At 72.1% G+C, this 21,456-nt stretch carries 19 protein-coding genes, 1 tRNA gene and 1 pseudogene; 14 read left to right on the top strand and 7 right to left on the bottom strand.

The window, feature by feature from the left end; genetic code table 11:
- Positions 1-16 precede the first annotated feature (16 nt).
- The 3 genes from O7601_RS10100 to O7601_RS10110 all read left to right on the top strand — a co-directional run bounded on the left by O7601_RS10100 (position 17) and on the right by O7601_RS10110 (position 1,224).
- Positions 17-217 carry a hypothetical protein gene (locus tag O7601_RS10100; RefSeq protein WP_281567103.1) on the top strand — a complete coding sequence of 67 codons (201 nt, stop codon included), beginning with the start codon at positions 17-19 and terminating at the stop codon, positions 215-217.
- A 402-nt stretch (positions 218-619) separates the two neighbouring features.
- Positions 620-793 carry a hypothetical protein gene (locus O7601_RS10105; protein ID WP_281565921.1) on the top strand — a complete coding sequence of 58 codons (174 nt, stop codon included), beginning with the start codon at positions 620-622 and terminating at the stop codon, positions 791-793.
- A 230-nt stretch (positions 794-1,023) separates the two neighbouring features.
- Positions 1,024-1,224 (top strand): hypothetical protein, encoded by a 201-nt coding sequence (locus O7601_RS10110; protein ID WP_281567104.1) that lies wholly within the window; start codon positions 1,024-1,026, stop codon positions 1,222-1,224.
- A gap of 14 nt (positions 1,225-1,238) precedes the next feature.
- Here O7601_RS10110 and O7601_RS29475 read toward each other — a convergent pair.
- Both O7601_RS29475 and O7601_RS10120 read right to left on the bottom strand, forming a co-directional pair.
- Positions 1,239-1,484: pseudogene (locus tag O7601_RS29475) on the bottom strand (FmdB family zinc ribbon protein); the annotation flags it as partial.
- Entirely contained in the window at positions 1,441-2,097 is a 657-nt protein-coding gene (locus tag O7601_RS10120) for a 5-formyltetrahydrofolate cyclo-ligase (protein ID WP_281565922.1), read from the bottom strand. The pseudogene O7601_RS29475 and the gene O7601_RS10120, both read right to left, overlap by 44 nt.
- 130 nt (positions 2,098-2,227) lie before the next feature.
- Here O7601_RS10120 and O7601_RS10125 point away from each other — a divergent pair, with 130 nt between their 5' ends.
- The 8 genes from O7601_RS10125 (at position 2,228) to O7601_RS10160 (ending at position 12,025) form a co-directional block, all read left to right on the top strand.
- A complete protein-coding gene (locus O7601_RS10125) occupies positions 2,228-4,321 on the top strand; it encodes a diguanylate cyclase (RefSeq protein ID WP_281566864.1) in 2,094 nt (697 codons plus the stop codon).
- A 261-nt stretch (positions 4,322-4,582) separates the two neighbouring features.
- The gene (locus tag O7601_RS10130; RefSeq protein WP_210937715.1) at positions 4,583-5,536 is read left to right on the top strand and encodes a UTP--glucose-1-phosphate uridylyltransferase; all 954 of its coding nucleotides are present in this window, start codon (positions 4,583-4,585) and stop codon (positions 5,534-5,536) included.
- Positions 5,533-6,846 carry a gephyrin-like molybdotransferase Glp gene (gene glp, locus O7601_RS10135; RefSeq protein ID WP_281565923.1) on the top strand — a complete coding sequence of 438 codons (1,314 nt, stop codon included), beginning with the start codon at positions 5,533-5,535 and terminating at the stop codon, positions 6,844-6,846. The genes O7601_RS10130 and glp overlap by 4 nt, the downstream gene beginning before the upstream one ends.
- 61 nt (positions 6,847-6,907) lie before the next feature.
- Complete coding sequence (locus tag O7601_RS10140; RefSeq protein ID WP_281566865.1) at positions 6,908-7,516, top strand: GNAT family protein; 609 nt, start codon at positions 6,908-6,910, stop codon at positions 7,514-7,516.
- A 184-nt stretch (positions 7,517-7,700) separates the two neighbouring features.
- Complete coding sequence (locus O7601_RS10145) at positions 7,701-8,651, top strand: hypothetical protein (RefSeq protein ID WP_281565924.1); 951 nt, start codon at positions 7,701-7,703, stop codon at positions 8,649-8,651.
- A 280-nt stretch (positions 8,652-8,931) separates the two neighbouring features.
- A tRNA-Ala gene (locus tag O7601_RS10150) sits at positions 8,932-9,008 on the top strand.
- A 545-nt stretch (positions 9,009-9,553) separates the two neighbouring features.
- Positions 9,554-10,297: an SDR family oxidoreductase gene (locus O7601_RS10155; protein WP_281565925.1), complete on the top strand. Its 744-nt coding sequence runs from the start codon at positions 9,554-9,556 to the stop codon at positions 10,295-10,297.
- A 279-nt stretch (positions 10,298-10,576) separates the two neighbouring features.
- Positions 10,577-12,025: a family 43 glycosylhydrolase gene (locus O7601_RS10160; RefSeq protein ID WP_281565926.1), complete on the top strand. Its 1,449-nt coding sequence runs from the start codon at positions 10,577-10,579 to the stop codon at positions 12,023-12,025.
- A 159-nt stretch (positions 12,026-12,184) separates the two neighbouring features.
- Here the strand turns inward: O7601_RS10160 and O7601_RS10165 are convergent, their stop codons facing one another.
- The 3 genes from O7601_RS10165 to O7601_RS10175 form a co-directional block, all read right to left on the bottom strand.
- Positions 12,185-12,976, bottom strand: a complete 792-nt coding sequence (locus tag O7601_RS10165; RefSeq protein WP_281565927.1) for a peptidase — start codon at positions 12,974-12,976, stop codon at positions 12,185-12,187.
- 3 nt (positions 12,977-12,979) lie between these two features.
- Positions 12,980-14,272: a VWA domain-containing protein gene (locus O7601_RS10170; RefSeq protein WP_281565928.1), complete on the bottom strand. Its 1,293-nt coding sequence runs from the start codon at positions 14,270-14,272 to the stop codon at positions 12,980-12,982.
- Positions 14,273-14,344: 72 nt separating this feature from the next.
- Positions 14,345-15,001 (bottom strand): 4'-phosphopantetheinyl transferase superfamily protein, encoded by a 657-nt coding sequence (locus O7601_RS10175; RefSeq protein ID WP_281565929.1) that lies wholly within the window; start codon positions 14,999-15,001, stop codon positions 14,345-14,347.
- A gap of 233 nt (positions 15,002-15,234) precedes the next feature.
- Here O7601_RS10175 and O7601_RS10180 point away from each other — a divergent pair, with 233 nt between their 5' ends.
- On the top strand, positions 15,235-15,540 hold the full coding sequence (locus O7601_RS10180; protein WP_281565930.1) for a hypothetical protein: 306 nt from the start codon (positions 15,235-15,237) through the stop codon (positions 15,538-15,540).
- A gap of 337 nt (positions 15,541-15,877) precedes the next feature.
- On the opposite strand, the gene O7601_RS10185 is transcribed toward O7601_RS10180, so the two are convergent.
- The gene (locus tag O7601_RS10185; protein WP_281566866.1) at positions 15,878-17,458 is read right to left on the bottom strand and encodes a phospholipid carrier-dependent glycosyltransferase; all 1,581 of its coding nucleotides are present in this window, start codon (positions 17,456-17,458) and stop codon (positions 15,878-15,880) included.
- A gap of 192 nt (positions 17,459-17,650) precedes the next feature.
- On the opposite strand from O7601_RS10185, the gene rsmI reads away from it, so the two are divergent.
- Positions 17,651-18,499 (top strand): 16S rRNA (cytidine(1402)-2'-O)-methyltransferase, encoded by an 849-nt coding sequence (gene rsmI, locus O7601_RS10190; RefSeq protein WP_281565931.1) that lies wholly within the window; start codon positions 17,651-17,653, stop codon positions 18,497-18,499.
- A gap of 9 nt (positions 18,500-18,508) precedes the next feature.
- Here rsmI and O7601_RS10195 read toward each other — a convergent pair whose 3' ends face one another.
- Positions 18,509-19,456: a hypothetical protein gene (locus tag O7601_RS10195; RefSeq protein ID WP_281565932.1), complete on the bottom strand. Its 948-nt coding sequence runs from the start codon at positions 19,454-19,456 to the stop codon at positions 18,509-18,511.
- 150 nt (positions 19,457-19,606) lie between these two features.
- On the opposite strand from O7601_RS10195, the gene metG reads away from it, so the two are divergent.
- The gene (gene metG / locus O7601_RS10200) at positions 19,607-21,409 is read left to right on the top strand and encodes a methionine--tRNA ligase (RefSeq protein WP_281565933.1); all 1,803 of its coding nucleotides are present in this window, start codon (positions 19,607-19,609) and stop codon (positions 21,407-21,409) included.
- Positions 21,410-21,456 lie beyond the last annotated feature (47 nt).

Raw genomic sequence — 21,456 nt, forward strand, 5'->3', positions numbered from 1 at the left:
GCCGGCCGGGGTCGGGGTGCTGGCCGGGGTTGGGGTGCTGGCCGGGGTTGGGGTGCTGGCCGGGGTTGGGGTGCTGGCCGGGGTTGGGGTGCTGGCCGGGGTTGGGGTGCTGGCCGGGGTTGGGGTGCTGGCCGGGGTTGGGGTGCTGGCCGGGGTTGGCGTGCCGCTCGGGTTCGGGCCGTGGCTCGGGTTTGGGGTGCCCGGGGCCGAGGTGTGAGTTGGGTTGGTGGTGTCGGTCAGGCCGCCGCCGACGTCGGGGCCTGTGCCGCTCGGGCTCAGGGGGGTCATGGGGTCGGAAAGCGGCCCGCGTACGGATGGATCTGGAGACGAGGGCTGACTGGCGTCGGCCGCTGCCGGGACGCGCTCGGCCGGAGGGCCAGCGGGGGACCCGTCGCCGGAATCGGGCCGGCGCCAAGGGTCGTCGGGATCCAGACCGGGGCGGGGCATCGTCACGCCGTCCGACGCTACCAACCACCTCGTTGCCGTACCGTCAGGCCGCGCCCGTAGCGGTCGGCTCGGACAACTTCGGCGATAGTGCTGTCTCCCGCGACCGGGACCCAGCACTATCGCCGAAGTTGCTCGGTTTCTCAGTGCCGTGGCTGCGTTAGGGTTGCCGTTTGTGGGCATTGGGGCAAGTGGCGGGTGGGGTGACGATGATCGCGCGGTCGAGTTGACCGACGACTTCGTGGTGCTGCCGGAGCAGACCGCGGACGACACCGACCATGGGTGGGGCGAGCGTGCCGGCGGCAACGACGACTGGCTGCTCGCCGAGCGTCCGCCACACTGGGACTGAGCCCGTCCGCCCCCGTGCAGGATGACGCCCCCTCGCAGGATGACGCACCCGGCCGCGCTGGACCAGCAGCCGGGCTGCCCGGCAGCGGTGCCCCCCTGCGGGAGGGCCGGGCCGGCCTGAAGGCGCCCGCCTCGTGCAGACGGTGGCCAAGCGGGGCTACATGCCGCGCAGCCCCGCGGCCGGGTGCACCGATCGGTCAGGAAGGGCTGGCCGCGGCCGTCGCCTTGCTCGTGCCGCCGGAGGACCCTCCCGACGAGCCCCCGGACGAACCGGAGCCGGACGAACCAGAGCCGGACGAACCGGAATCGGACGAACCGGAACCGCTCGACGAGGAGTTCGAGGAGTTCGAGCCGGAGGATGACGACTCCGACTTGCCGTTGGACCCGTTCGACGTGGTCTCCGAGCCGGAGGAGCGGGAGTCGGTGCGGTAGAAACCCGAGCCCTTGAAGACGATGCCGACCGAGTTGAACAGCTTGCGCAGTCGTCCCTCGCACGCCGGGCAGTCGGTCAGCGGCTGGTCAGAGAAGGACTGCACCGCCTCGAGCTGGTGACCGCACGCGGTGCAGGCGTACTGGTACGTGGGCACGTTCTCCTCCGGATCTGGCACGGCCGGTTGGCACTCGACGTATTCGAGTGCCAATGGTGCGTCATCGCCCCCCGATTCGTCCAGCGGAAGTGTGGGGCACGACACCTGAGAGGGTCAGCAGGCCGTCGGCAGGTGTGACCACCGCCCGTACCGGCTGGTCGTGTGGCTCGGCCGGCAACTCGGCCAGCAGCTCGCCGTCGTGCAGCGGCGTCACCGTGAGGGCGGTCGTTGGCACCCGCGCCAGGGCGCGGTCGTACGAACCGCCGCCGCGACCCAGGCGGATGCCACGTCGATCCACCGCCAGTGCCGGCACCACCACCAGGTCGGCGGTGGCGACGGCCGTGACGCCCAGCCGGGGCCCGGCCGGCTCGCGGATGCCCCGCCCGGCGGCGACCATCGCCTGCGGCCCGCCCCAGCGGGCCCAGTCCAGATCGAGATCGTCGCGAAGCACCGGCAGCAGCAGATCCGCCCCGGCGGGCAGCGCGTCGGCGAGCAGCGTCGGCAGGTCCGGCCCACCCGGTTCCCCACCGACCGGGGCGTACGCGGCCACCCGGCTCGGCCGCAGTCTGCGTACCAGGGAAATCAGCTCGGCCTGGACGCGCGCCGCGGCGGCCGTGTGGTCGGCTTCGGTGCGGGCGCGGCGTCGTGCGAGCAGCGCTACTCGCGCGACGCGCTTCGCGTCATGCGCCACTTCCGCTCCCTCAGCAAATTCCGGCACGCAACACTCCTCACGCAACGCTCGTCTTGCCGTCGCTCTGTGTCAGCATCGCAGGCAACGGTCGCGCAACTTCCGGGGGGAAGGGGAAGCGTTGACGCTACGCGGGCGGTTGACCGCAGCCTTCCTGGCGGTGGCGCTCGGCCCGGTCCTGCTCGGTGCCGTCTTCGTCGCCTCCACCGTAGCGGCGGTCGACCGCAGCCGTGCCACCGAGCGGCTGGCGGTGGCCGCCACGGCCGTACGCACCTCGATCGACGCCCTCTGCCAGCAGCTACGCGCCGCCGCCGACGCGGTCGCCGTCACCGCCGATCACGCCGCAACCGCCGCTCAGGTGGTGAGTCGGGGCCTGGCCACCGCGGTGCTCGTCACCGACGTGACCGGCCGGGTCAGCTACGCCACCCCCGACCCGCCCCCGGCGCCCTGGCGGGACTGCACGGCGCAGGCCGCGCCCGGCGGACCGGTGAGCGCCCTCGTGGCGCGGGTGCAGCTGCGTGACCCCGCCGGCTCGGCACTCGGTGCGGTCGCTGCCGCCCTCCCGGTCGATCCCGCCTTCGTCGCGCGGCTCGCCGCGGTGACCGGGGTGGCGGTGACCCTGCTGGACGGGGTCGCCCCCATCCAGGTGGCCCACACCACCGAGTCCGGCACCGGTCGGGACGCGGTGCTCGCCGCAGCGGCCTCCCTGCGCGACGAGCATGTCACCGGCACCACCGACGGTCGGTACGTGCGCCGTGCCGGCCCGACCGCCGGCCAGCCGCTGCCTCTGGTGCTCTCGGTACCCAGTGACCAGCCCCCCGGCCTGCACGCGGTGCTGGTCACCATGGTGCTGATGGCCGCCCTGCTGGGAGTGGCCGTGGCCTGGCGGCTGGCCCGGGTCACCACCCGGCCACTTGTGGAACTGGCCGGAGCGGTGGATCGGGTCGCCACCGGCGATCTCACCGCCCGGGTGCCGGTGCGCAGCGGCGACGAGATCGGTCGGCTGGCCGTCGCCTTCAACCGGATGACTCGCGAGACGGGTGGCTACCTGGCGGCGTTGGCCAGCAGCCGGGACCAGCTGCGCGGCCATCTGGCCGTACTCGGCGACACCCTGGCCAGCACCCATGACCTGCCCCGGATCCTGCGGGTGATCCTGCACAGCGCACTCGCCGCGACCGGGGCCCGGGCCGGTGCCGTGCTGCTCACCGAGCAGGGTGAGCAGCTCGTCGCGCGGTGCAGCGCGGGACTCGACGAGCGAGGGTTCGATGCCGCGCCACTGCGGGTGCCGCTGGGCAGCGGCGTGGTCGGCGCGGTCGCCGCGACCGGACAGCCCCGGCGGGGTCGGCTGGAATCGACAGGCGCCGCACCGGACGAGCCGCGCTGCCGGACGTACATCGCGGTGCCCTTCGCCGCCCCGGACGCGACCGGCGACGCGCCGGGTGGGGCCTCAGTGGTCGAGCCGCCGGGTCGACCGGCGGAGGTGGTGTTGGGCGTGCTGGCCCTCTACGACCGCCTCGGCGGAGAGGAGTTCGACGACGACGACCTGGCCACTCTGCGCACCTTCGCCCGGCATGCGGCGGTCGCGGTGGACAACGTTCGCGTACATGAGGAGGCGCAACGACTGTCGCTCACCGACCCGCTGACCGGGCTGTGGAACTACCGGTACCTGCGGGAGTCGCTGCGCCGGGAGGTGGAACGGGCCAGCCGGTTCGGCCGCATGGTCAGCGTGCTCGCCCTCGACCTGGACCGCTTCAAGACAGTGAACGACACGTACGGGCACGCGGCCGGGGACACCGTGCTGGCCGAGTTCGCCCGGCGGGTACGCGGTGAGATCCGCGAGGTGGACCTGGCCTTCCGCCGGGGCGGCGAGGAGTTCGTGGTGCTGCTACCGGAGACCGACGCCCGGGGCGCGACCATCGTCGCCGAGCGGCTCGGCGCGGCCGTCCGCGACACTCCGGTGACGGCGGTGGGGCACGCCGGTGTCCGCGAGCTGATTCCGGTGACCGTCTCCATCGGCATCGGTGTCTTTCCCGACCACGCCGACACCGGCCCGCAGGTGTTGGCGGCGGCGGACGAGGCGCTGTACGCCGCGAAGACCGCCAGCCGGGACACCTGGCGACTGGCACCGGCCCGGGAGCCGTCGCCGACCCGTGAGGTGCCGGTGCCGGCGGCGGCCCGCAGCCCCGTCGACGGACTTCCCCGGGCCGGACCCGACATGCCGGCCGTCGCCACCGACCCGGCGACCGGCGCCTGACCTGTCGGCCACGATTGCCGGCCGGGTCCGGACCTGTCAGCGTCGCCCTGTCTGGCGGGGGCACGGCGGTCTGGCTGGCTGGGCAGGGACCTGTCGGCGTCGGTCTGTCGGATGGGTCTGAGGTCGGTCCGGGCGGTCCGGCCACCGGTGCTCCGCCGGCCGGACCGGGGGATCATCGGCACCGGCAGAACCGGTCCGGCGGGCGGCGCGTCTTCTGGTCCTCACCCGCCGAGGTGGGGCCGTGGCCGATAGTCTCGCGACATGTCGGAGCACTCAGCGAACCCCTCAGCGGCCACCGCCACCGGCCGTCCCCGTGCCGTCAAGGCCGTCATCCCGGCCGCCGGCCTGGCCACCCGGTTCCTGCCGGCCACCAAGGCCGTGCCCAAGGAACTGCTGCCGGTGGTCGACCGTCCGGTGTTGCAGTACATCGTCGAGGAAGCCGCTCAAGCCGGCATCGGCGACGTGCTGCTGATCACCGGTCGCGGCAAGACATCGATGGTGGACCATTTCGATCGTCGCCCCGACCTGGAAGAACGCCTCGCGGAGAAGCCCGATCTGCTCGCCGCCGTCAAGCGCACCGAGGAACTTGCGTCCATCTACACCTGCCGCCAGCCGGAGCAGTTGGGTCTCGGCCACGCCGTCGGGTACGCCGAGTCGCACGTCGGCAACGAGCCCTTCGCGGTGCTGCTCGGCGACGAGTTCGTCAACCTCAGCGAGCCGCTGCTACCGGCGATGCTCGAACTCCAGGCGCGTACGGGTGGAGTGGTGCTCGCCTTCTTCGAGGTCGACCCGGCGGAGACGAAGCGGTACGGGATCGCCTCGGTCGAGCCGGCCGAGTCCGAGCTGACCGACATCGGTGAGGTCGTGAAGGTGACCGGCATGGTGGAGAAGCCGAAGCCGGAGGACGCGCCGAGCAACCTCGCCGTGCTCGGCCGCTATGTGCTGCCCGGCAAGATCTTCGACGCGATCCGCCGGACGCAGCCCGGCAGCGGCGGCGAGATCCAACTGACCGATGCGATGGAGATCCTGCGTACCGAGGGAACACCGGTGCACGCGATCGTCTACCGCGGCATCCGTTACGACACCGGCATGCCGCTAGGCTACCTGCAGACCGTGGTCCAGATCGCCGCCGACCGCGAGGATCTGGGCAGCGAGTTCCGCAAGTGGCTGGCCGAGTTCGTCAACTCCGACGCGTCGGGCGGTCCGAATACATGACCGCGACGGCCGACGCCGAGGCGGCCGAAAACGGGTTGACGCCGCTCGCCGACTACCTGGGCAGCGTGCTGCGCAGGTTGCGCGCGCTGCCTCCGCTCGACCTCGACCTCACCCAGGCGTACGGCAACGTCCTCGCCGAGGATGTCGTCGCCCCGCACTCGTTCCCGGCCTTCGACCAGGCGGCCGTGGACGGGTACGCCGCGCGCTGGGAGGACATCGCGGGTGGGGGTCGGGGCGTGGGATACGTCCCGGCCCAGTCCAGCCGGCCGGGTGGCCGCACCGTACGACTCAATGTCGTCGGTGATCTCGGGGCGGCGAGCTGGCGGCCGGTCCGACTCACCCCGGGCTCATGTTTCTCGGTGGCGGCCGGGGCGCCGCTGCCGATCGGCGCCGACGTGGTCGTCCCGGTGGAGTGGACCGACCAGGGCATGGCGGCGGTGGAGATCTTCCGGGTTCCGAAGCGGGGGTACGGGGTCCGTCGCACGGGCGAGGAGGTGGCAGCTGGCGCGCTGCTCGCCCGCTCCGGCACCTACGTCTCCCCGGCGCTGGTGGCGGTGCTCGCCGCCACCGGCATCGGTCACGTGGTGGTGCGTCCGAGCCCCCGGGTGGTGATCGTGGCCACCGGCGACGAACTCGTCGACGTGGGTCGGGCCAGCCAGCCCGGTCAGGTCGTGGACGCGAACTCGCACGCCCTGACCGCCGCGGCGGCGGAGGTGGGTGCGTTGGCCTACCGGGTGGGCATCTGTGACGACGACCCGGAGGGGCTTCGCGGGCTGCTGGAGGACCAGACCCTGCGAGCCGACCTGATCATCACGACCGGCGGTACCGGCACCGGGCCGGGCGACATGGTCCGCCGGATCCTGTCGCGCCGGGAGGGCAGCCGCGCCGGTCCGGTCACCTTCACCGACGTGGCGCTCTATCCGGGTACCGCCCTCGGTTTCGGCACTGTCGGTGCCGAGGAGGTGCCGGTGGTGTGCCTGCCCGGCGACCCGGGGGCCGCGATGATCGGCTTCGAGGTGTTGGCCCGGCCCGCGATCAATCTGCTGGCCGGTGCCGAGCCGGTGTTCCGTCCCAGCGTACGGGCGCACCTGCTGGAGACCGTCTCCTCGCCGGCCGGACTGCGCGAGTTCCGGCCCGCGCACGTCGCTGAGCGGCGTGGCGGGGGTTACACTGTTCAGCCGCTCAATGGCGGCCCGTTCACGCTCTCCGGCCTGGCAGAGGCGAACGGACTTCTCGTTCTCGGCGAGCGGGTGACCGCCGCCGCCGCCGGCTCCACCGTCGACGTGTTGCTGCTGGACCGCCGCCGGTGAACCACCGGTGACGCTCGGGAGTGGAGGTTCGGTGTTCCGACGGGCACCTGGCTGGCCGGCTGTGCTCTCCGACGGCCCGGTGCTGCTGCGGCCGTACCGGCGGTCGGACGCGGTGGCCTGGTCGCAGGTGCGCCGGGCCAACCGGGAGTGGCTGGCTCCCTGGGAGTCGTCGGTACCCGGTGACTGGGACGACCTGAACTCCCCGGCGACGTTCCGCTGGGTCTATCGCGACCAGCGACGCTCGGGGCGTACCGGCGAGGGGATGCCGTTCGCGGTCTGCCTACAGACGGACGGCGTGGAGCGGCTGGTCGGTCACATCAACGTGGGCAACATCGTGCGGCGGGCCTTCTGCTCCGGGTACGTCGGCTACTGGGTGGACCGGCGGGTCGCCGGGCAAGGGGTCATCCCCACCGCGCTGGCCCTGGCCGTCGACCACGCCTTCGGCTCCGGCGGGTTGCACCGGATCGAGGTAAACATCCGCCCCGAGAACCGGCCGTCCCGTCGGGTGGTGGAGAAGTTGGGCTTCCGCGAGGAGGCGTACCACACGCGCTACATGCACATCGACGGCGCCTGGCGCGATCACATCGGCTACGCGATGACCAGCGAGGAGATTGCCGCAGAGGGTGGCCTGCTGGCCCGGTGGCACCGGCTGCGCGCCCGTACCCCGTGAGCCGTCCCACGTGCGGGATCGGCGCGGCGCGGCGGTTCCGGCGACGGTGACCCGTAACCTCAGGTAACTGCAAGCTGCGGCAGGCGCTGCCCGCCCCGCACGAATCACGTCGCCGACGCCGATCGGTGAAAGATCCTGCGGCCGGTCGACGCTTGCTTCGAATCTGGTGACGGGAGGGGTGAGGGTGCCGACCTCGGTGCTCCTCGCCGTCCTCGCCGCCGCCGGGCTGCTCGCTCTCGCGCCGGCGCTGGTCCGCCGGTACGACGCCGCCGAGCGGCTGGTGGCGGAGCGGGCGCAGTCGACGGCGCGGGTGCTCCAGCGCCGCCGGCGTCGTCGCACTGTCCCCGGCCGGCGACCGGTCAACCCGTCCCGCGCCCTGGTGATCACCCTCAGTGAGGATCCCGACTCGGGGGAACTCGCCACCCCGGTCTCCGGCCCGCCCGCCCTGCGGCGCGCGGTTCCCCCGCCACCTCGTCCCGGTGCGGCACCGGGCCGGGTGCCCCGGTCACGTCCCACTGGTGACTCAGGTGACGGCCGCTCCGGCGATGAGCCGGCGCGCGGTGAGCCGGCGCGCGGTGGGGCGGGCGGGCGCGCGCTGCCCCGACGTTCCGGTCGGCCGAGCCGGTTGCGCGCCGTCCCGGCGGGTGGAAGCCGTCCCCGCCGCCGCCCCGACCGGCGCCGCCACCACACCCCGGCCATCTACCGCCGCCGCCGGGTGCTGGCCGCGCTGGTGCTGCTCAACGCCGTCGAGTTGGTCGGCGTGCTGGTCGTGGGCCCCGGCTTCTGGATCGGCTTCGCGGTCACCGGCACTCTGCTGATCGTGTACGTCGTACACCTGCGCGCCCGCGCGGTGGCCGACCGTCGTCGACGCCGGACCCGGGCCCGCGAGGCCGCCTGGCTGGCCGCCCGCCAGGCCGAGGTACGCCGGGAGCAGGCACGCCGGGCGGCTGCCCGCCGGGAGGCGCAGCGCCGCCTGGCGGCCCAGCGGGAGTCCGTCCGGCGCAGCGCGATGGGCCTGGACCGCCCGGCCGACCTCCCGCAGGCAGCCAGCGGCGGCGGCTCGGTCTCCTACCGCCGTGCCGGCGGCCTGCGTGGCCGCCCCTACGAGGCCGGCCCCGGCTCCCACAGCGCCTGAACCCACCCTCGTCACCCCCTCGCCCGCCCTCGTCACCCCCTCGCCCGGGCGAGGCGACAAGTTCGGGGAAGATGCTGCCTCACTCGGGCCGAAGGCCGCATTATCGGGGAAACTGCTGATGGCATGGACGGATCGCCGACGGCGATAGCGTGGCCGGCAGTGGCGGATCTCGCGAGGTTGGTGGGCGGGGTGGTTCGCGGCGGGAGCGCTCGACCTGTTAGCCTTGTCGCCGGCCCGCCCGGTGACAGCCGGGTGGGACCGACGTCGGTTGACCGGCGGAGGGGCTGTGGCGCAGACCGGTAGCGCACCTCGTTCGCATCGAGGGGGTCAGGGGTTCAAATCCCCTCAGCTCCACCACCGAAGCAGTAGACAAAGGGCGGGTTCTCGGAAATCGAGCACCTGCCCTTTGTCTTTGTTCGGCAGATGATCACGGCTGGGAGTCCAGGCTGGTCAAACTGGCGGGATGCAGGATGACGACCGGGCAGCACGGGTTCGCAGGGTGCGCCGCCGGCTCGCGCAGCACGGTAGCCGTGGACGCGAGATCATGAGCGGGACTTCGAGACTGTCACCCTGCCGGAACGGGACTGTGACCTGCTCCGTGACCTGTTGATCTCTGAACGGGTCTCGGCTGTCGTCGAGGTCGGGCTCGCGTACGCCAGCTCTGCGCTCGCGATCGGGGAGGCGCTGGTCACAATCGACCCGCCGCATCCCCGGCACATCGTTGTCGATCCCTTTCAGGAGTCGGCGTACGCGAATGTCGGCTGGGATCTGCTGTGCCGCCGGTCTGGACTCCACCATCCGGCTGCCCGAGTCGTTGGTCGAGCCGCCCTTTGAGCGGTTTCACCCGTTCTGACCAGGGCCCCGCCTCACCGCCGTCCTGAGTGAACTGTCAGGATTGGTGCATGACGGTCCAATGTGGTGACAGGGTCGCGCTGGTCACGGGTGGCAGCCGGGGCATCGGTGCCGCCGTCGCGCGGCGGCTCGCCGCTGACGGCATCGATGTCGCATTCACCTACCGCGCCGCAGAGGACGGCGCGAAATCCGTGCTCGCCGACATCGAGGCGTACGGGCGTACGGGCCTGCCGATCCGTGCGGACAGCGCGGATCCGACGGCGGTCGTCGGTGCCGTGGAGCAGACCGTCGCCGAGTTGGGGCGGCTGGACATCCTGGTGAACAACGCCGGGGTGTTCGCGGGCGGGCCGATCGAGTCGGTCAGCTTCGACGACCTCGATCGAGCTGTCGCGGTCAACGTACGCGGGGTCTACCTGGCCACCCAGGCGGCGGTACGCCACCTGGGCGACGGAGGTCGGATCGTCAACATCGGCAGCAGCTTCGCCAGCCGCGTCCCGGCTCCCGGGGTCAGCGCGTACGCGATGACCAAGAGTGCGGTCAACGGGCTGACCCGGGCGCTGGCCCGGGAACTCGGACCGCGCGGGATCACGGTCAACCTGATCCTGCCCGGCTCGACCGACACCGACATGAACCCGGCGGACAGTGCCGGCGCGTCCGCCCAGCGGTCGCAGATCGCTCTCGGTCGGTACGCGGCGCCGGCCGACGTGGCGGCCACGGTCAGTCACCTGGTCGGCGACGGCGGACGGCACATCACCGGCGCTTCGATCGCCATCGACGGCGGCGCGACCGCCTGAGCGGCCTGCCGTCACGGGCCGGGTGCTGGCCCGCCACGGCGTCGGCAGTGCCGCTCGGCCGTCCTGCCCCGCGGATGCCCGAAATCCTTCGATGCGGTCGGACGGGCGACGGCGTCTGCCGCCGTCAATGCGTTACGGCCAGGATTCAGATACATGTCATTGCCTTGACGTTGATAAATGTTAACGCTATCAATGGGGAGCGGGCGCGGCGGGCACGGTCGGACGGGGACCGTGCCCATCCCGGATGGCCGGCCCGCGGTCGACGGGAGGGCAAAGGCGATGACGCGACGGAGGCACACGTACCGCAAGTGGTCAGCGGTGACCGCCGCCCTGATGATGGCGGCGATCAGCTCCCTGGTGGGGCCGGCCGCTCCGGCGCGGGCCGCCGCCGTCACGTTCACCAACCCGGTGGCCGAGCAGCGTGCCGATCCGCACATCTACCGGCACACCGACGGCTACTACTACTTCACCGCCACGGTGCCCGAGTACGACCGGATCGTGCTGCGCCGTGCCACCACCCTTCAGGGGCTGGCCACCGCGACCGAGCGGGTGATCTGGCGTCGGCACGCCAGCGGCGAGATGGGCGCACACATCTGGGCTCCGGAGATCCACTTCATCGACGGCCGGTGGTACGTCTACTTCGCCGCCGGCCGCACCGACGACATCTGGGCCATCCGGCCGTACGTGTTGGAGAGCAGCGCCGCGAACCCGCTCGACGGCCCGTGGACAGAGCGGGGCCAACTCCAGCCGGCGCGCAGCAGCTTCTCCCTCGACGCCACCACCTTCGTGCACCACGGCCAGCGCTACCTGGCCTGGGCGGAGTACGCCGGCAGCAACTCGAACATCTACCTCGCCCGAGCCGTCAACCCCTGGACGTACGCGGGCACCCCGACTCTGATCGCCACCCCGACGTACGCCTGGGAGACCCGGGGTTACCGGGTGAACGAGGGACCGGCGGTGCTGATCCGCAACGGCCGGGTCTTCATGACCTACTCGGCGAGCGCCACCGACGCCAGCTACGCGGTCGGGCTGCTCACCGCCTCGGCGAACAGTGACCTGCTGAACCCGGCGTCGTGGAGCAAGCGCGCCACACCGGTGCTGGCCAGCGACAGCCGCACCGGCCAGTACGGCCCGGGGCACAACTCGTTCACCGTCGCCGAGGACGGCAGCGATGTGATCGTCTACCACTCCCGCAACTACGAGCGGTACCTCGGCAACGGCTACGACCCGCTGAGCGACCCGAACCGGCGGACCCGGATCCAGCGGGTCTACTGGAACGCCGACGGCACCCCGAACTTCGGCGTACCGGTGCCGGACGGCCTGACCCCGGTTCGGCTACGCGCTCACGACCTGCCCGACCGCTACCTGCGGCACTGGGAGTTCCGGGTCCGGTTGGAGCCGGACGTGACGACCCTGGCCGACTCCCAGTTCCGGATCGTCGCGGGTCTGTCGAACTCCGCGGCGATCTCGCTGGAGTCGACCAACTATCCCGGCTACTACCTGCGGCACCGTAACCACCAGATCTGGGTGGAACGCAACGACGGCTCGAACCTGTTCCGGCAGGACGCCACCTTCACCCGAAGGGCCGGGCTCGCCGACACGACGAAGGTGTCCCTGGAGTCGGTGAACTTCCCCGGCCAGTACGTCCGCCATCGCGACGGCCTGCTCTACCTGGAGGCGGTACCGGACGCGGGCGGACGTGCGTCGGCCACCTTCGCCCTGGAGTAGACCGTCGCGGCCGTCGAGATCACCGACGCGTCGATCACCCGTCAGATCAGACCGGCCGGGTAGCCGCCGGATTCAAGTGGCCCGGCCCGCCGACACTCGTGGCGTGCCGGGACCGCCGGCAGGTCGGGTGGGCACCTCAGCACGACCTGCCGGCGGGGTTCACCTGGTGGCGGGACGTCGGGTGAGGGCGAACCCGACCACGCCCGCGACCGCGGCCAGCATTCCGCCGATGCTGGTCCAGATCCAGCGGGAGCCGGCCTCGGGCAGCCAACCGGTGAGGCTCAGGCTCCAGCCGTCGTCCCCGTCGCCCGCCGGTGCGATCGTCGGTTCGGCGTCCAGAACGGTGCCGGCGTTGGTAGGTGGTACCAGCTCCGCTTCCAGCCTGCCGTCGTCGGCGGAGGTGCCGGCGTCGTCGGTGGTCGAGACCAGCAGGTCCACGTCGATCGGCAGGCCGAGGTCGGGCTCGGGCACGTCGACCACGGCCAGGCGCACGTAGTAGGTGCCGGGCAGTGGGTCGCCGGACCATGGTTCGGCCCACGGGCGCACCCGCCGCATCGCGCAGCCGATGTCGACGGTACGCGCCGCGGCGTCGGCGGTCGGCGTCTGCGCACCGGCCGTGCACGCCTGCCGGCGGCGCAGCCCGTCGAAGACCTCCACGGTCCAGGTGGATCGGCCGTTGCGGTTCTGCGCGAGGGTGACCGTCGCGGTGATCTCGTGGATCTCACCCGCAGCCGCCGGGAACGACCAGTAGAGGTATTCACCGGTCGAGGCGGCGACCCGGACGGGTTGGCCGGCGGCGACCGGGGTAGCGGTGAGGTACGAGGTGCCGGCCCTGGTGACGGTGACGGCACCCGGGGAAGGGGTGGGGGTCGGCGCGGCGAGCGCCGTGCCGGGGGTCAGGGCGACACCGGCGGCGATCAGCGCGGCGGCGGTTGCCCAACGGATACGCATCTCTCAGTTCCTCCAGGTGGCTACCCACCAGCGGGTGAGCAGGCCGGTGACGAGCCCGGTGAGCAGGCCGGCCAGGGTCAGCAGGAGCAGCAGCACCCAGCCGCGGCCCAGGTCGGGCCCGTCCGGGGCGGACGACGCGGCGACCACGTCGATGGTCAGCTCGACGGGCATGCCCGGGTCCGCCGCGGTGCCCGCTCGGGGTGAGAACATGTTGCTGACCACCAGGCAGACGGTGGTGACGGCCGAGGGCGCGCTGACTTGCGGCGTCGGGTCGGTCTCCTCGGCCCGCTCGGCGTCGTCCCCGGCCGACCAACGAAGGCCGGTGGAGATCACGTCGGTACGTCCGCTGCCGGCGTCCACTCCGCGGACCAGCTCCCGGCCGTCCGCCGTGGTGGCCCGCAGCAGTACGCCGTGGTCGGGATTGACCGGGCGGTCGAGCGCGATGCTGACCGAGGCCCGTAGCTCCTGCCCCGGCCGTACCGGCACCCGGTACCAGCGATGCTCGGAAAAGGTCTCCCGGTCCGTGTAGACGCCGGGAGAAAGCAGGGGCGCACCGGGGCAGGCGTTCGTCCCGTCGACCTTCGCCGGGGTGGTGGCGTAGGTGTCGCGGGCCCGGTCCACCAGTTGCTTCAGCCGGTCGGTCAGATCCTCGGCGCTCTGCGCGGCCGTGTAGGTGCCGCCGGTGGCGGCGGCGATGCAGAGCAACTGCCGGCGCACCTTCTCGTCCGGTGCGAGACCGAGGGTGTCCACCACCAGCGTGGTGCCCCTGGCGGCCAGTTCCCGGGCCACCTCGCAGGGGTCCGGTGGGGCGCAGGTGTCCTCGCCGTCGGTGATAAGCACGATCCGGCGGGCGGTGGCACCGGTACCGAGATCCTTGGCAGCCTCGCGCAGGGCGAGCCCGACCGGGGTGAAGCCGGTCGGGCGCAGGCTCGCCACGGCGGCCTTGGCCTGCGCCCGGTCGACTGGGCCGACCGGCACGATCTGCTGGGTGTCCAGGCAGCCCTGCTGCTTGTTCTTGCCCTGGTACGTGGCGCCCAGCACCCGGATGCCCAGCTGGGTCTCGTCGGGCAGCGCGTCCACCACCTCGCCGAACGCCTGCTGGGCCACCGAGATCCGGCTGCGTCCGTCGATGTCGGCGGCTCGCATCGAGCCACTCACATCCAGTACGAGCTGCACCCGGGGTGGCTCGGTGGGCGGTTCCGCCCGGTCGTCGGCGAGTGCCGGCACCGGGCCGGCCAGCGTGGTCGCCGTCAGCATCCCGAGGAGGGCGGCTGACGACCATCTCTTGTTGATCACCGAGCGGAGTGTAGACAAGTCCATTCAGGACACATCAGCCGGTCGCCGGTCGCGGTGCCGCCGTGCCGTGCGCTACCGGGGGGCGAGCGTGGCGGCCGTGCGTACGAGGTCGGCATCGACCGCGAAGCGGCCGCTGATCAGGGTAGGCGGGTGGTCGACCGACGCCTCGGTGACCCGGGCGGGGGAGATCCGCGCGGTGAACGTGCCGGCGTCGGGATCGAGCCGCACCAGGGCGTCGTGAAAGTCGAGCCAGTTGCCGACGACCGGATGCCACACCTTGTAGACGGTCTCCTTCGCACTGAAGATCACCGCCGGCCAGTGGATGTCCGGTGGTAGTTGTGCGACCTGCTCGTCCTCCTCGGGCAGGCAGATCAGCCGGCGTACCCCCGCACTGAGTTCGCGATGTTGCTCGGCGTCCATGCCGACCGCCCGGATCTCGTCGCTACGGGCGACGGCTGCGGCGCAGTAGCCGCGGGTGTGCGTGATGGTGCCGACCAGGCCGGCCGGCCAGACGGGTGAGCGGTCGGCGGCGGCCGGTACGGCGGCCGGCGGCAGGCCGAGCGCGGCCATGGCGCGGCGGGCGCACATCCGGCCGGCGGTGAAGTCCCGGCGGCGGCTGTCCACCGCGCGGTCGCCGAGACAGGCCGCCTCGGCCGCGTGCAACCGGCCGGACCAGTCGTCCGGCCCCGCCACGGCCACCGCGACGGCGGGTGGGAGCAGATCACGCACCTGCGGCTCCGGAGTAGTGCTTTCGGCCGGTGGTGCCGGTACCAGCGACCGGCGACGATGGATGCTTCCGGTCGATGCAGTGCCCGGAGCGGGTCGCGGCGGCCATGGTTGGTCAACGTACCGCAACGACGTAACGCCGCTGCGTTCCCGGGCGCTGTAGATAAGCACGGGCACGTTCGACCCGGCGGTGGGCGGCATAGCCCGCCGTCACGGTGGAGACGGAGAGGAGCGCGATGACGGGTGTTACGGATCGCTCGGGTGTCACGGTGGCGGCGGCGGACGGAGCCGCGTCACCCGGGCGGGCGGGCGAGCACGCCCCGGTGACCCCCGAATGGACGTGTGGCACCTGTGGGGCCGAGTGGCCCTGTGCCCCGAAACGGGAGCAGCTGCTGACCGAATACGGCGTGGATCGGCCGATGCTCAGTGTCTACCTGGGCGCCTGTCTCGCCGCCGCCGCCGAGGATCTGCATCTCGCCGGGTCGACGTCGTTGCAGGAGAGGTTCTTCGGCTGGTTGCCGCCCCGCCCGAGACGACACTGACCATCTCGTCCGTACGACATGGACGTGCTTCGATCCCGGGCGATGTCACGGGGAGCTGAGTGGCTGGACGCAACGGTTCAGCCATCCGTCGGACGGTGGCTCCGGGCGGCGCAACGTCCCCGAGGAGTCACGCTGCGACAACCCTGGTCGCAACTTCTTGTCGCATTCAGCATTCGTCGGAAATCTGACTGACGCCGCACCGTTGTGCCCTTGGTCGCGGGTGGTTAAGCTGCTGGTGCGCGCCCCAATCGCCCGCTTCCCCCGTGGCAGGCGATCGGGGCGCGTCCTATTTCCGACGCAGGGCCCGTACGCCGAGGCGTACGGGCCCTGCGTGGTGTCAGATCCAGCGGCCGTTCAACCACATCCGTGCGGACCAGTCCTCGTACGGCAACACCGAGCCGACGAAGATCGGATAGAAGTACGCGAAGCAGAGGACGACAAGCGCCACGTACGCCCCGGCGATCACCCCGCCGACCAGCCGGCGGTCCCGGCTGGCCTCCTCGTGGGCGCCGGTCACGGCCAGGGCGCCGCTCGGACCGGCCGGCGAGGCGATGGCGCCCAGCACGTAGACCACGGCTAGCACCAGGAACGGCAGCGTGGGCGCGGCGTAGAAGGAGAACATCGTCCGGCCGTCGAGGGCGAACCAGAACCAGGGCAGCAGCCCGGCGGCCACGGCGAGCAGGATCGCTCCGGCGCGCCAGTCCCGGCGGGCCAGGCCGAGCCAGACCAGTGCCACCAGCGCCGGCAGGAAGGACCACCACAGCAGCGGGGTACCCAGCAGCAGTACCTCCTCGGCGCAGCTCGCCGCGCCACAGGGGCCCTCTCCGGTCCAGTGGAACGCCACCGGCCGGCCCAGCAGCAGCCACTGCCACGGCCACGACTGGTACTTGTGTGGGTCGTCGAGCTGGCTGTGGAAGCCCAGCGCCGCCTGGTGGTACTGAATCAGGTTCCACAGCGGGCCGACGAGGGGCGCGTCGCTGAGCCCGGCGTCCGGATACCGCTCGGCGAGCCGGTAGTAGCCCTCCTGGCTCAACAACCAACCGGACCACGTGGCGACGTACGTCACCGCCATCAGCACACCGGCGAGCACCATCCAGGGCACGCCGTCGAGCAGGGTGTCCCGCCACGGCCGGGGTACCCCGGCCGACCGCCGGGCGCCGACGTCCCAGAGGAGCATCAGCAGGGCGAAGACGGGTACGAAGAACAGCGCGCTCCACTTCACCCCGAAGGCACAACCGAGCAGCACCCCGGTCGCCAGCCGCCACCAGGGCCAGTTCCGCCACCCGCCGGCCGGGCGACCGGCCCGCCCCCGGGCGGTCGGATCCAGCCCGGCCTCCAGTGCCCGGGCCCATCGGCGGCGGGTCGCGTCGCGGTCCAGCACGAGCGCGCCGAAGGTGGCCAGGATGAAGAAGAGCAGGAAGATGTCGAGCAGCGCGGTGCGGGAGAGCACCAGATGGAACCCGTCGACCGCGAGCAGCAGGCCGGCGGCGCAGCCCAGCACAGTGGAGCGGAACATCCGACGGCCGATGCGGACCATGAGCAGCACGGACAGGGTGCCCAGCAGCGCCGCCGAGAAGCGCCAGCCGAATTCCGGCGCGGTGGTGAACAGGTGGCCGGGTACCGAGATGCCGTGTTCGGCGTCGCTGTAGCCGAAGGCCCACTCGCCGAAGCCGATCAACCACTTGCCCAGCGGCGGGTGGACCACGTACGACGGCGCGTTGTTCGTGTAGTTCCACTCCACGCTCTTGTCGATCAGCCCCCAGCCGTCCCGGGCGTAGTAGACCTCGTCGAAGATCTTGCCGGGCGGATGGCTGAGATTCGCGAACCGGAGAACCGCCGCGATGACCACGACCACCGCCGTGGCCAGCCATGAACGATCGTCCAGCCCGGCCTCGACGGTGGCCAGCCGGCGGCGGATCGCCGCCGGGACGCCACCCCCCGCCGAACCGGTGGCGGTGGCTGTGGTCGCTCCCGGCTCCGCGGGCTGGTCGGGGCTCGCGCTCTGTGCTGTCGACGCACTCGTCACCCGGCGATCGTAGGCTGCCAAGGGGGTCGGTGGTGCCTGTCGTCCCCATATCCGGTACGCCCGTCGATGAAGGAGTGCGCTGTCGTGGGTGAAATGTCCGAAACCGGTCGCCTGATTCTGCTCGGCGCGCCGCTCGGCAATCCCGCCGACGCCTCCACCCGACTACGGGACACCCTCGCCGCCGCTGATGTGGTCGCCGCCGAGGACACCCGCCGGCTGAGCCGACTCGCCCGCGATCTCGACGTGACCATTCCCGGCCGGATCGTCTCGTATTTCGAGGGCAACGAGGACCGGCGCACCCCGGAGCTGGTCGAGGTGCTCAGCGAGGGATACGTGGTAGCGCTGGTCACCGACGGTGGCATGCCGAGCGTCTCCGACCCCGGCTACCGGTTGGTTCGCGCCGCCCTGGACGCCGGGGTGCCGGTCACCGCCGCGCCCGGTCCCAGCGCCGTCACCACCGCCCTGGCCCTGTCCGGGCTGCCGTGCGACAGGTTCTGCTTCGAAGGGTTCCTGCCCCGTGCCCCCGGCGCCCGGCGCGCCCGGTTGCGGGCACTGGCCGCCGAGGAACGGACGTTGGTTCTCTTCGAAGCGCCGCACCGGATCGCCGCCGCGCTGACCGACCTGGCCGACACGTTCGGCCCCGACCGGCCCGCCGCCGTCTGCCGCGAGCTGACCAAGACGTACGAGGAGGTGCTGCGTCGCCCGCTCGGTGAGTTGGCCCGGTGGGCCGCCGACGGCGACCCGCGCGGCGAGATCACCCTCGTGGTGGCCGGTGCGCCCGCCACACCTGCCGTCCGTCCCGACGACGCCGCGCTGCGCGCGGCGGTGGCCGAGCGGGAGGCGGCGGGCCGGAGCCGCCGGGACGCGATCACTGACGTCGCGGCCGAGTACGGGTTGCGCCGGCGTGACGTCTACACGCTCGTGCACCAGTGAGGCCAGGCGCTACCAGGCGGCGATCAGGAAGCCGAGGGCGGTCAGCAGCGGGCCGGCCAGCGAGGCGGCGATCGCCCAACGCCGCTCGGTTCGATCGGGCAGCCGGGTCGCGCCGGTCCAGCGGGCGATGCCCACCGCGCAGCCGAGCACCGCGAACACCCCGAGCAGCCATCGCAGCTGGGCACCCACCCCACGGTCGGCGTACGCGACGTGACCGTCCGGGCCGGTCACCCGGGCGGACAGGGCGGAACCAGGCACCGCGCGGTCCCGGGACACCCCGCTGACCCGTACGCCGTGGATCCGGAACTCCTCCTCCGCCGCCGTGAAGATGCCCCGGCACCGCTGGGTCAGACCGTCGCCGGTGCACCTGGTCACCACCACCGTGCCGGAGGTGGCGTGCCCGACGGCCAGCCAGAGCGGACCGGCGCTGACCCAGGCGAAGAAGGCCGCCGCGAGGCTCAGCCCGATCAACGCGGACAACCCCGCCAGCGGATCGGGCGGGTGGCTGGCGCGTTCCCGACGCCGGTGCACCGGCCAGAACCGCCGCCACCACGGCTCGGCGTCGCCGGGCTCCTCCTGCCGCACCGGAGTCCCGTCCCAGTGCACCTGCTCGATCGGTGCCCAGAAGGTGTCCTCGTCCGGCGTACCGTCGTCGCGCGATCGTTGCCGACGGCCCCGACGTCCAGCCGGCCGGACCGGGACCCGCCGTGGCAGCGTGTCCACCGGCGCGCCGGTCGTCGGCTCCACCTCGACTTCGGTGCGTGACTCGACCGTGACGGGATCGGCCTGCTCCGGCCCGGCCGCGCCGTTCTCCGGCTCCGCTGTCGGCGGGGGCACCGCGCGGGGCTGAGGTGCCACCGTCTGGGTACGCGGCGAGGCGGCGGAATCCGCCCCGGGCTCGGCAAGGGGGCCCTCGGAGTGGTCTCGGGCGGCTCGGCTGCCAGTCACGCGTTTCATTGGACACCGCTGAGCGGGGTTGATCGGGCAGCTCAGGCAGCGTGTCGATGACAATCCGGACTATTTGTCGAGGGTGGTTGACCCACCGTGCCGACCAGGGACCCCTATTGGTTCGCGGTCACCCCGCCGGGGTCACTAGGCTTTCTGTCCATGAGTCACGTTCTCGCGGCAGTGGCCTGGCCGTACGCCAACGGCCCGCGCCACATCGGCCACGTCTCCGGTTTCGGCGTTCCCTCCGACGTCTTCGCCCGGTACATGCGGATGGCCGGCCACGACGTGCTCATGGTCTCCGGCACCGACGAGCACGGCACGCCGATCCAGGTGCAGGCCGACGCAGAAGGGCTGAAGCCGCGGGAGCTGGCCGACCGGTACAACCGGGTGATCGTCGAGGACCTGCACGGCCTGGGCCTCTCCTACGACCTGTTCACCCGCACCACCACGGGCAACCACTACGCCGTGGTGCAGGAGCTGTTCGAGGGGATGTACCGCAACGGCTACATCGTGCCGAAGACCACCATGGGCGCGATCTCGCCGTCCACCGGGCGGACCCTGCCCGACCGGTACATCGAGGGCACCTGCCCGATCTGCGGCTACGACAGCGCCCGGGGTGACCAGTGTGACAACTGCGGCAACCAGCTCGACCCCATCGACCTGATCAACCCACGGTCGAAGATCAACGGGGAGACGCCGGAGTTCGTCGAGACCGAGCACTTCTTCCTCGACCTGCCCGCCCTGGCCGACGTGCTGCGGCAGTGGCTGGACACCCGGGAGGGCTGGCGTCCGAACGTCCTGCGCTTCTCCAGGAACCTGCTGGACGACCTGCACCCCCGGGCCATCACCCGGGACCTGGAGTGGGGCGTGCCGATCCCGCTCGACGGCTGGCGGGACCGCACCGACAAGCGGATCTACGTGTGGTTCGACGCCGTCATCGGATACCTGTCCGCGTCCATCGAGTGGGCCCGCCGCACCGGTGATCCCGAGGCGTGGCGGAAGTGGTGGTCCACCGATGGGGAGGGGAAGGACTCGCAGGCCTACTACTTCATGGGCAAGGACAACATCGTCTTCCACTCGGTGATCTGGCCCGCGCTGCTGGCCGGCTACTCCGGTGAGGGCGGTCGCGACGGCGAGCCGGGCCGGCTCGGCCGGCTCAACCTGCCCACCGAGGTGGTCTCCAGCGAGTTCCTGACCATGGAGGGACGCAAGTTCTCCTCCTCGCGCCGGGTGGTCATCTACGTCCGGGACTTCCTCCAGCGGTACGACGCCGACGCGTTGCGCTACTTCATCGCGGTGGCCGGCCCGGAGAACAACGACACCGACTTCACCTGGGCCGAGTTCCTGCGCCGCAACAACGACGAGCTGGTCGCCGGCTGGGGCAACCTGGTCAACCGGTCCATCTCGATGGCGGCGAAGAACTTCGGCGAGATCCCACCCATCGGCCCGGACGGGCTCACCGAGGCCGACGAGGCGCTGCTGGCCGTGGCACGCGCCGGCTTCGGCACGGTCGGCGACCTGATCGCCAGGCACCGGCAGAAGCAGGCCATCGGCGAAGCGATGAAGGTGGTCGCCGAGGCCAACAAGTACCTCTCCGAGCAGGCGCCGTGGAAGCTCAAGGACGAGGCGGCCAAGCCCCGGATGGGCACCATCCTGCACGTCGCCCTCCAGGTGGTAAGCGACGCCAACACGCTGCTCACCCCGTTCCTGCCGCACTCCGCGCAGAAGATCCACGAGCTGCTCGGCGGTACCGGGGTGCACGCACCGATGCCGGTGATCGAGGAGGTCGCCGACCTCGACGTCGGGCCCGCCTACCCGGTGCTGACCGGTGACTACACCCAGGGCGCGCGGTGGGAGTCCGTACCGCTCGTGGTGGGCCGGACGCTCGCGGCGCCCAAGCCGGTCTTCCGCAAGCTCGACCCCTCGATCGTCGAGGAGGAGCTGGCCCGCCTCGAAGGCTGACGTTCCGGTCAGACGCGACGGGCGCGACCCGCTCGGGGTCGCGCCCG

The organism is Verrucosispora sp. WMMD573 (assembly GCF_027497175.1).
Classification (GTDB): Bacteria; Actinomycetota; Actinomycetes; order Mycobacteriales; family Micromonosporaceae; genus Micromonospora.

Bases quoted from the DNA above. Each gene is read 5' to 3' on its own strand.
- O7601_RS10130 (WP_210937715.1), top strand. From the start codon at position 4,583: ATGTCGGAGCACTCAGCGAACCCCTCAGCGGCCACCGCCACCGGCCGT.
- glp (WP_281565923.1), top strand. From the start codon at position 5,533: ATGACCGCGACGGCCGACGCCGAGGCGGCCGAAAACGGGTTGACGCCG.
- O7601_RS10155 (WP_281565925.1), top strand. From the start codon at position 9,554: ATGACGGTCCAATGTGGTGACAGGGTCGCGCTGGTCACGGGTGGCAGC.
- O7601_RS10160 (WP_281565926.1), top strand. From the start codon at position 10,577: ATGACGCGACGGAGGCACACGTACCGCAAGTGGTCAGCGGTGACCGCC.
- O7601_RS10165 (WP_281565927.1), bottom strand. From the start codon at position 12,976: ATGCGTATCCGTTGGGCAACCGCCGCCGCGCTGATCGCCGCCGGTGTC.
- O7601_RS10180 (WP_281565930.1), top strand. From the start codon at position 15,235: ATGACGGGTGTTACGGATCGCTCGGGTGTCACGGTGGCGGCGGCGGAC.
- O7601_RS10195 (WP_281565932.1), bottom strand. From the start codon at position 19,456: ATGAAACGCGTGACTGGCAGCCGAGCCGCCCGAGACCACTCCGAGGGC.
- metG (WP_281565933.1), top strand. From the start codon at position 19,607: ATGAGTCACGTTCTCGCGGCAGTGGCCTGGCCGTACGCCAACGGCCCG.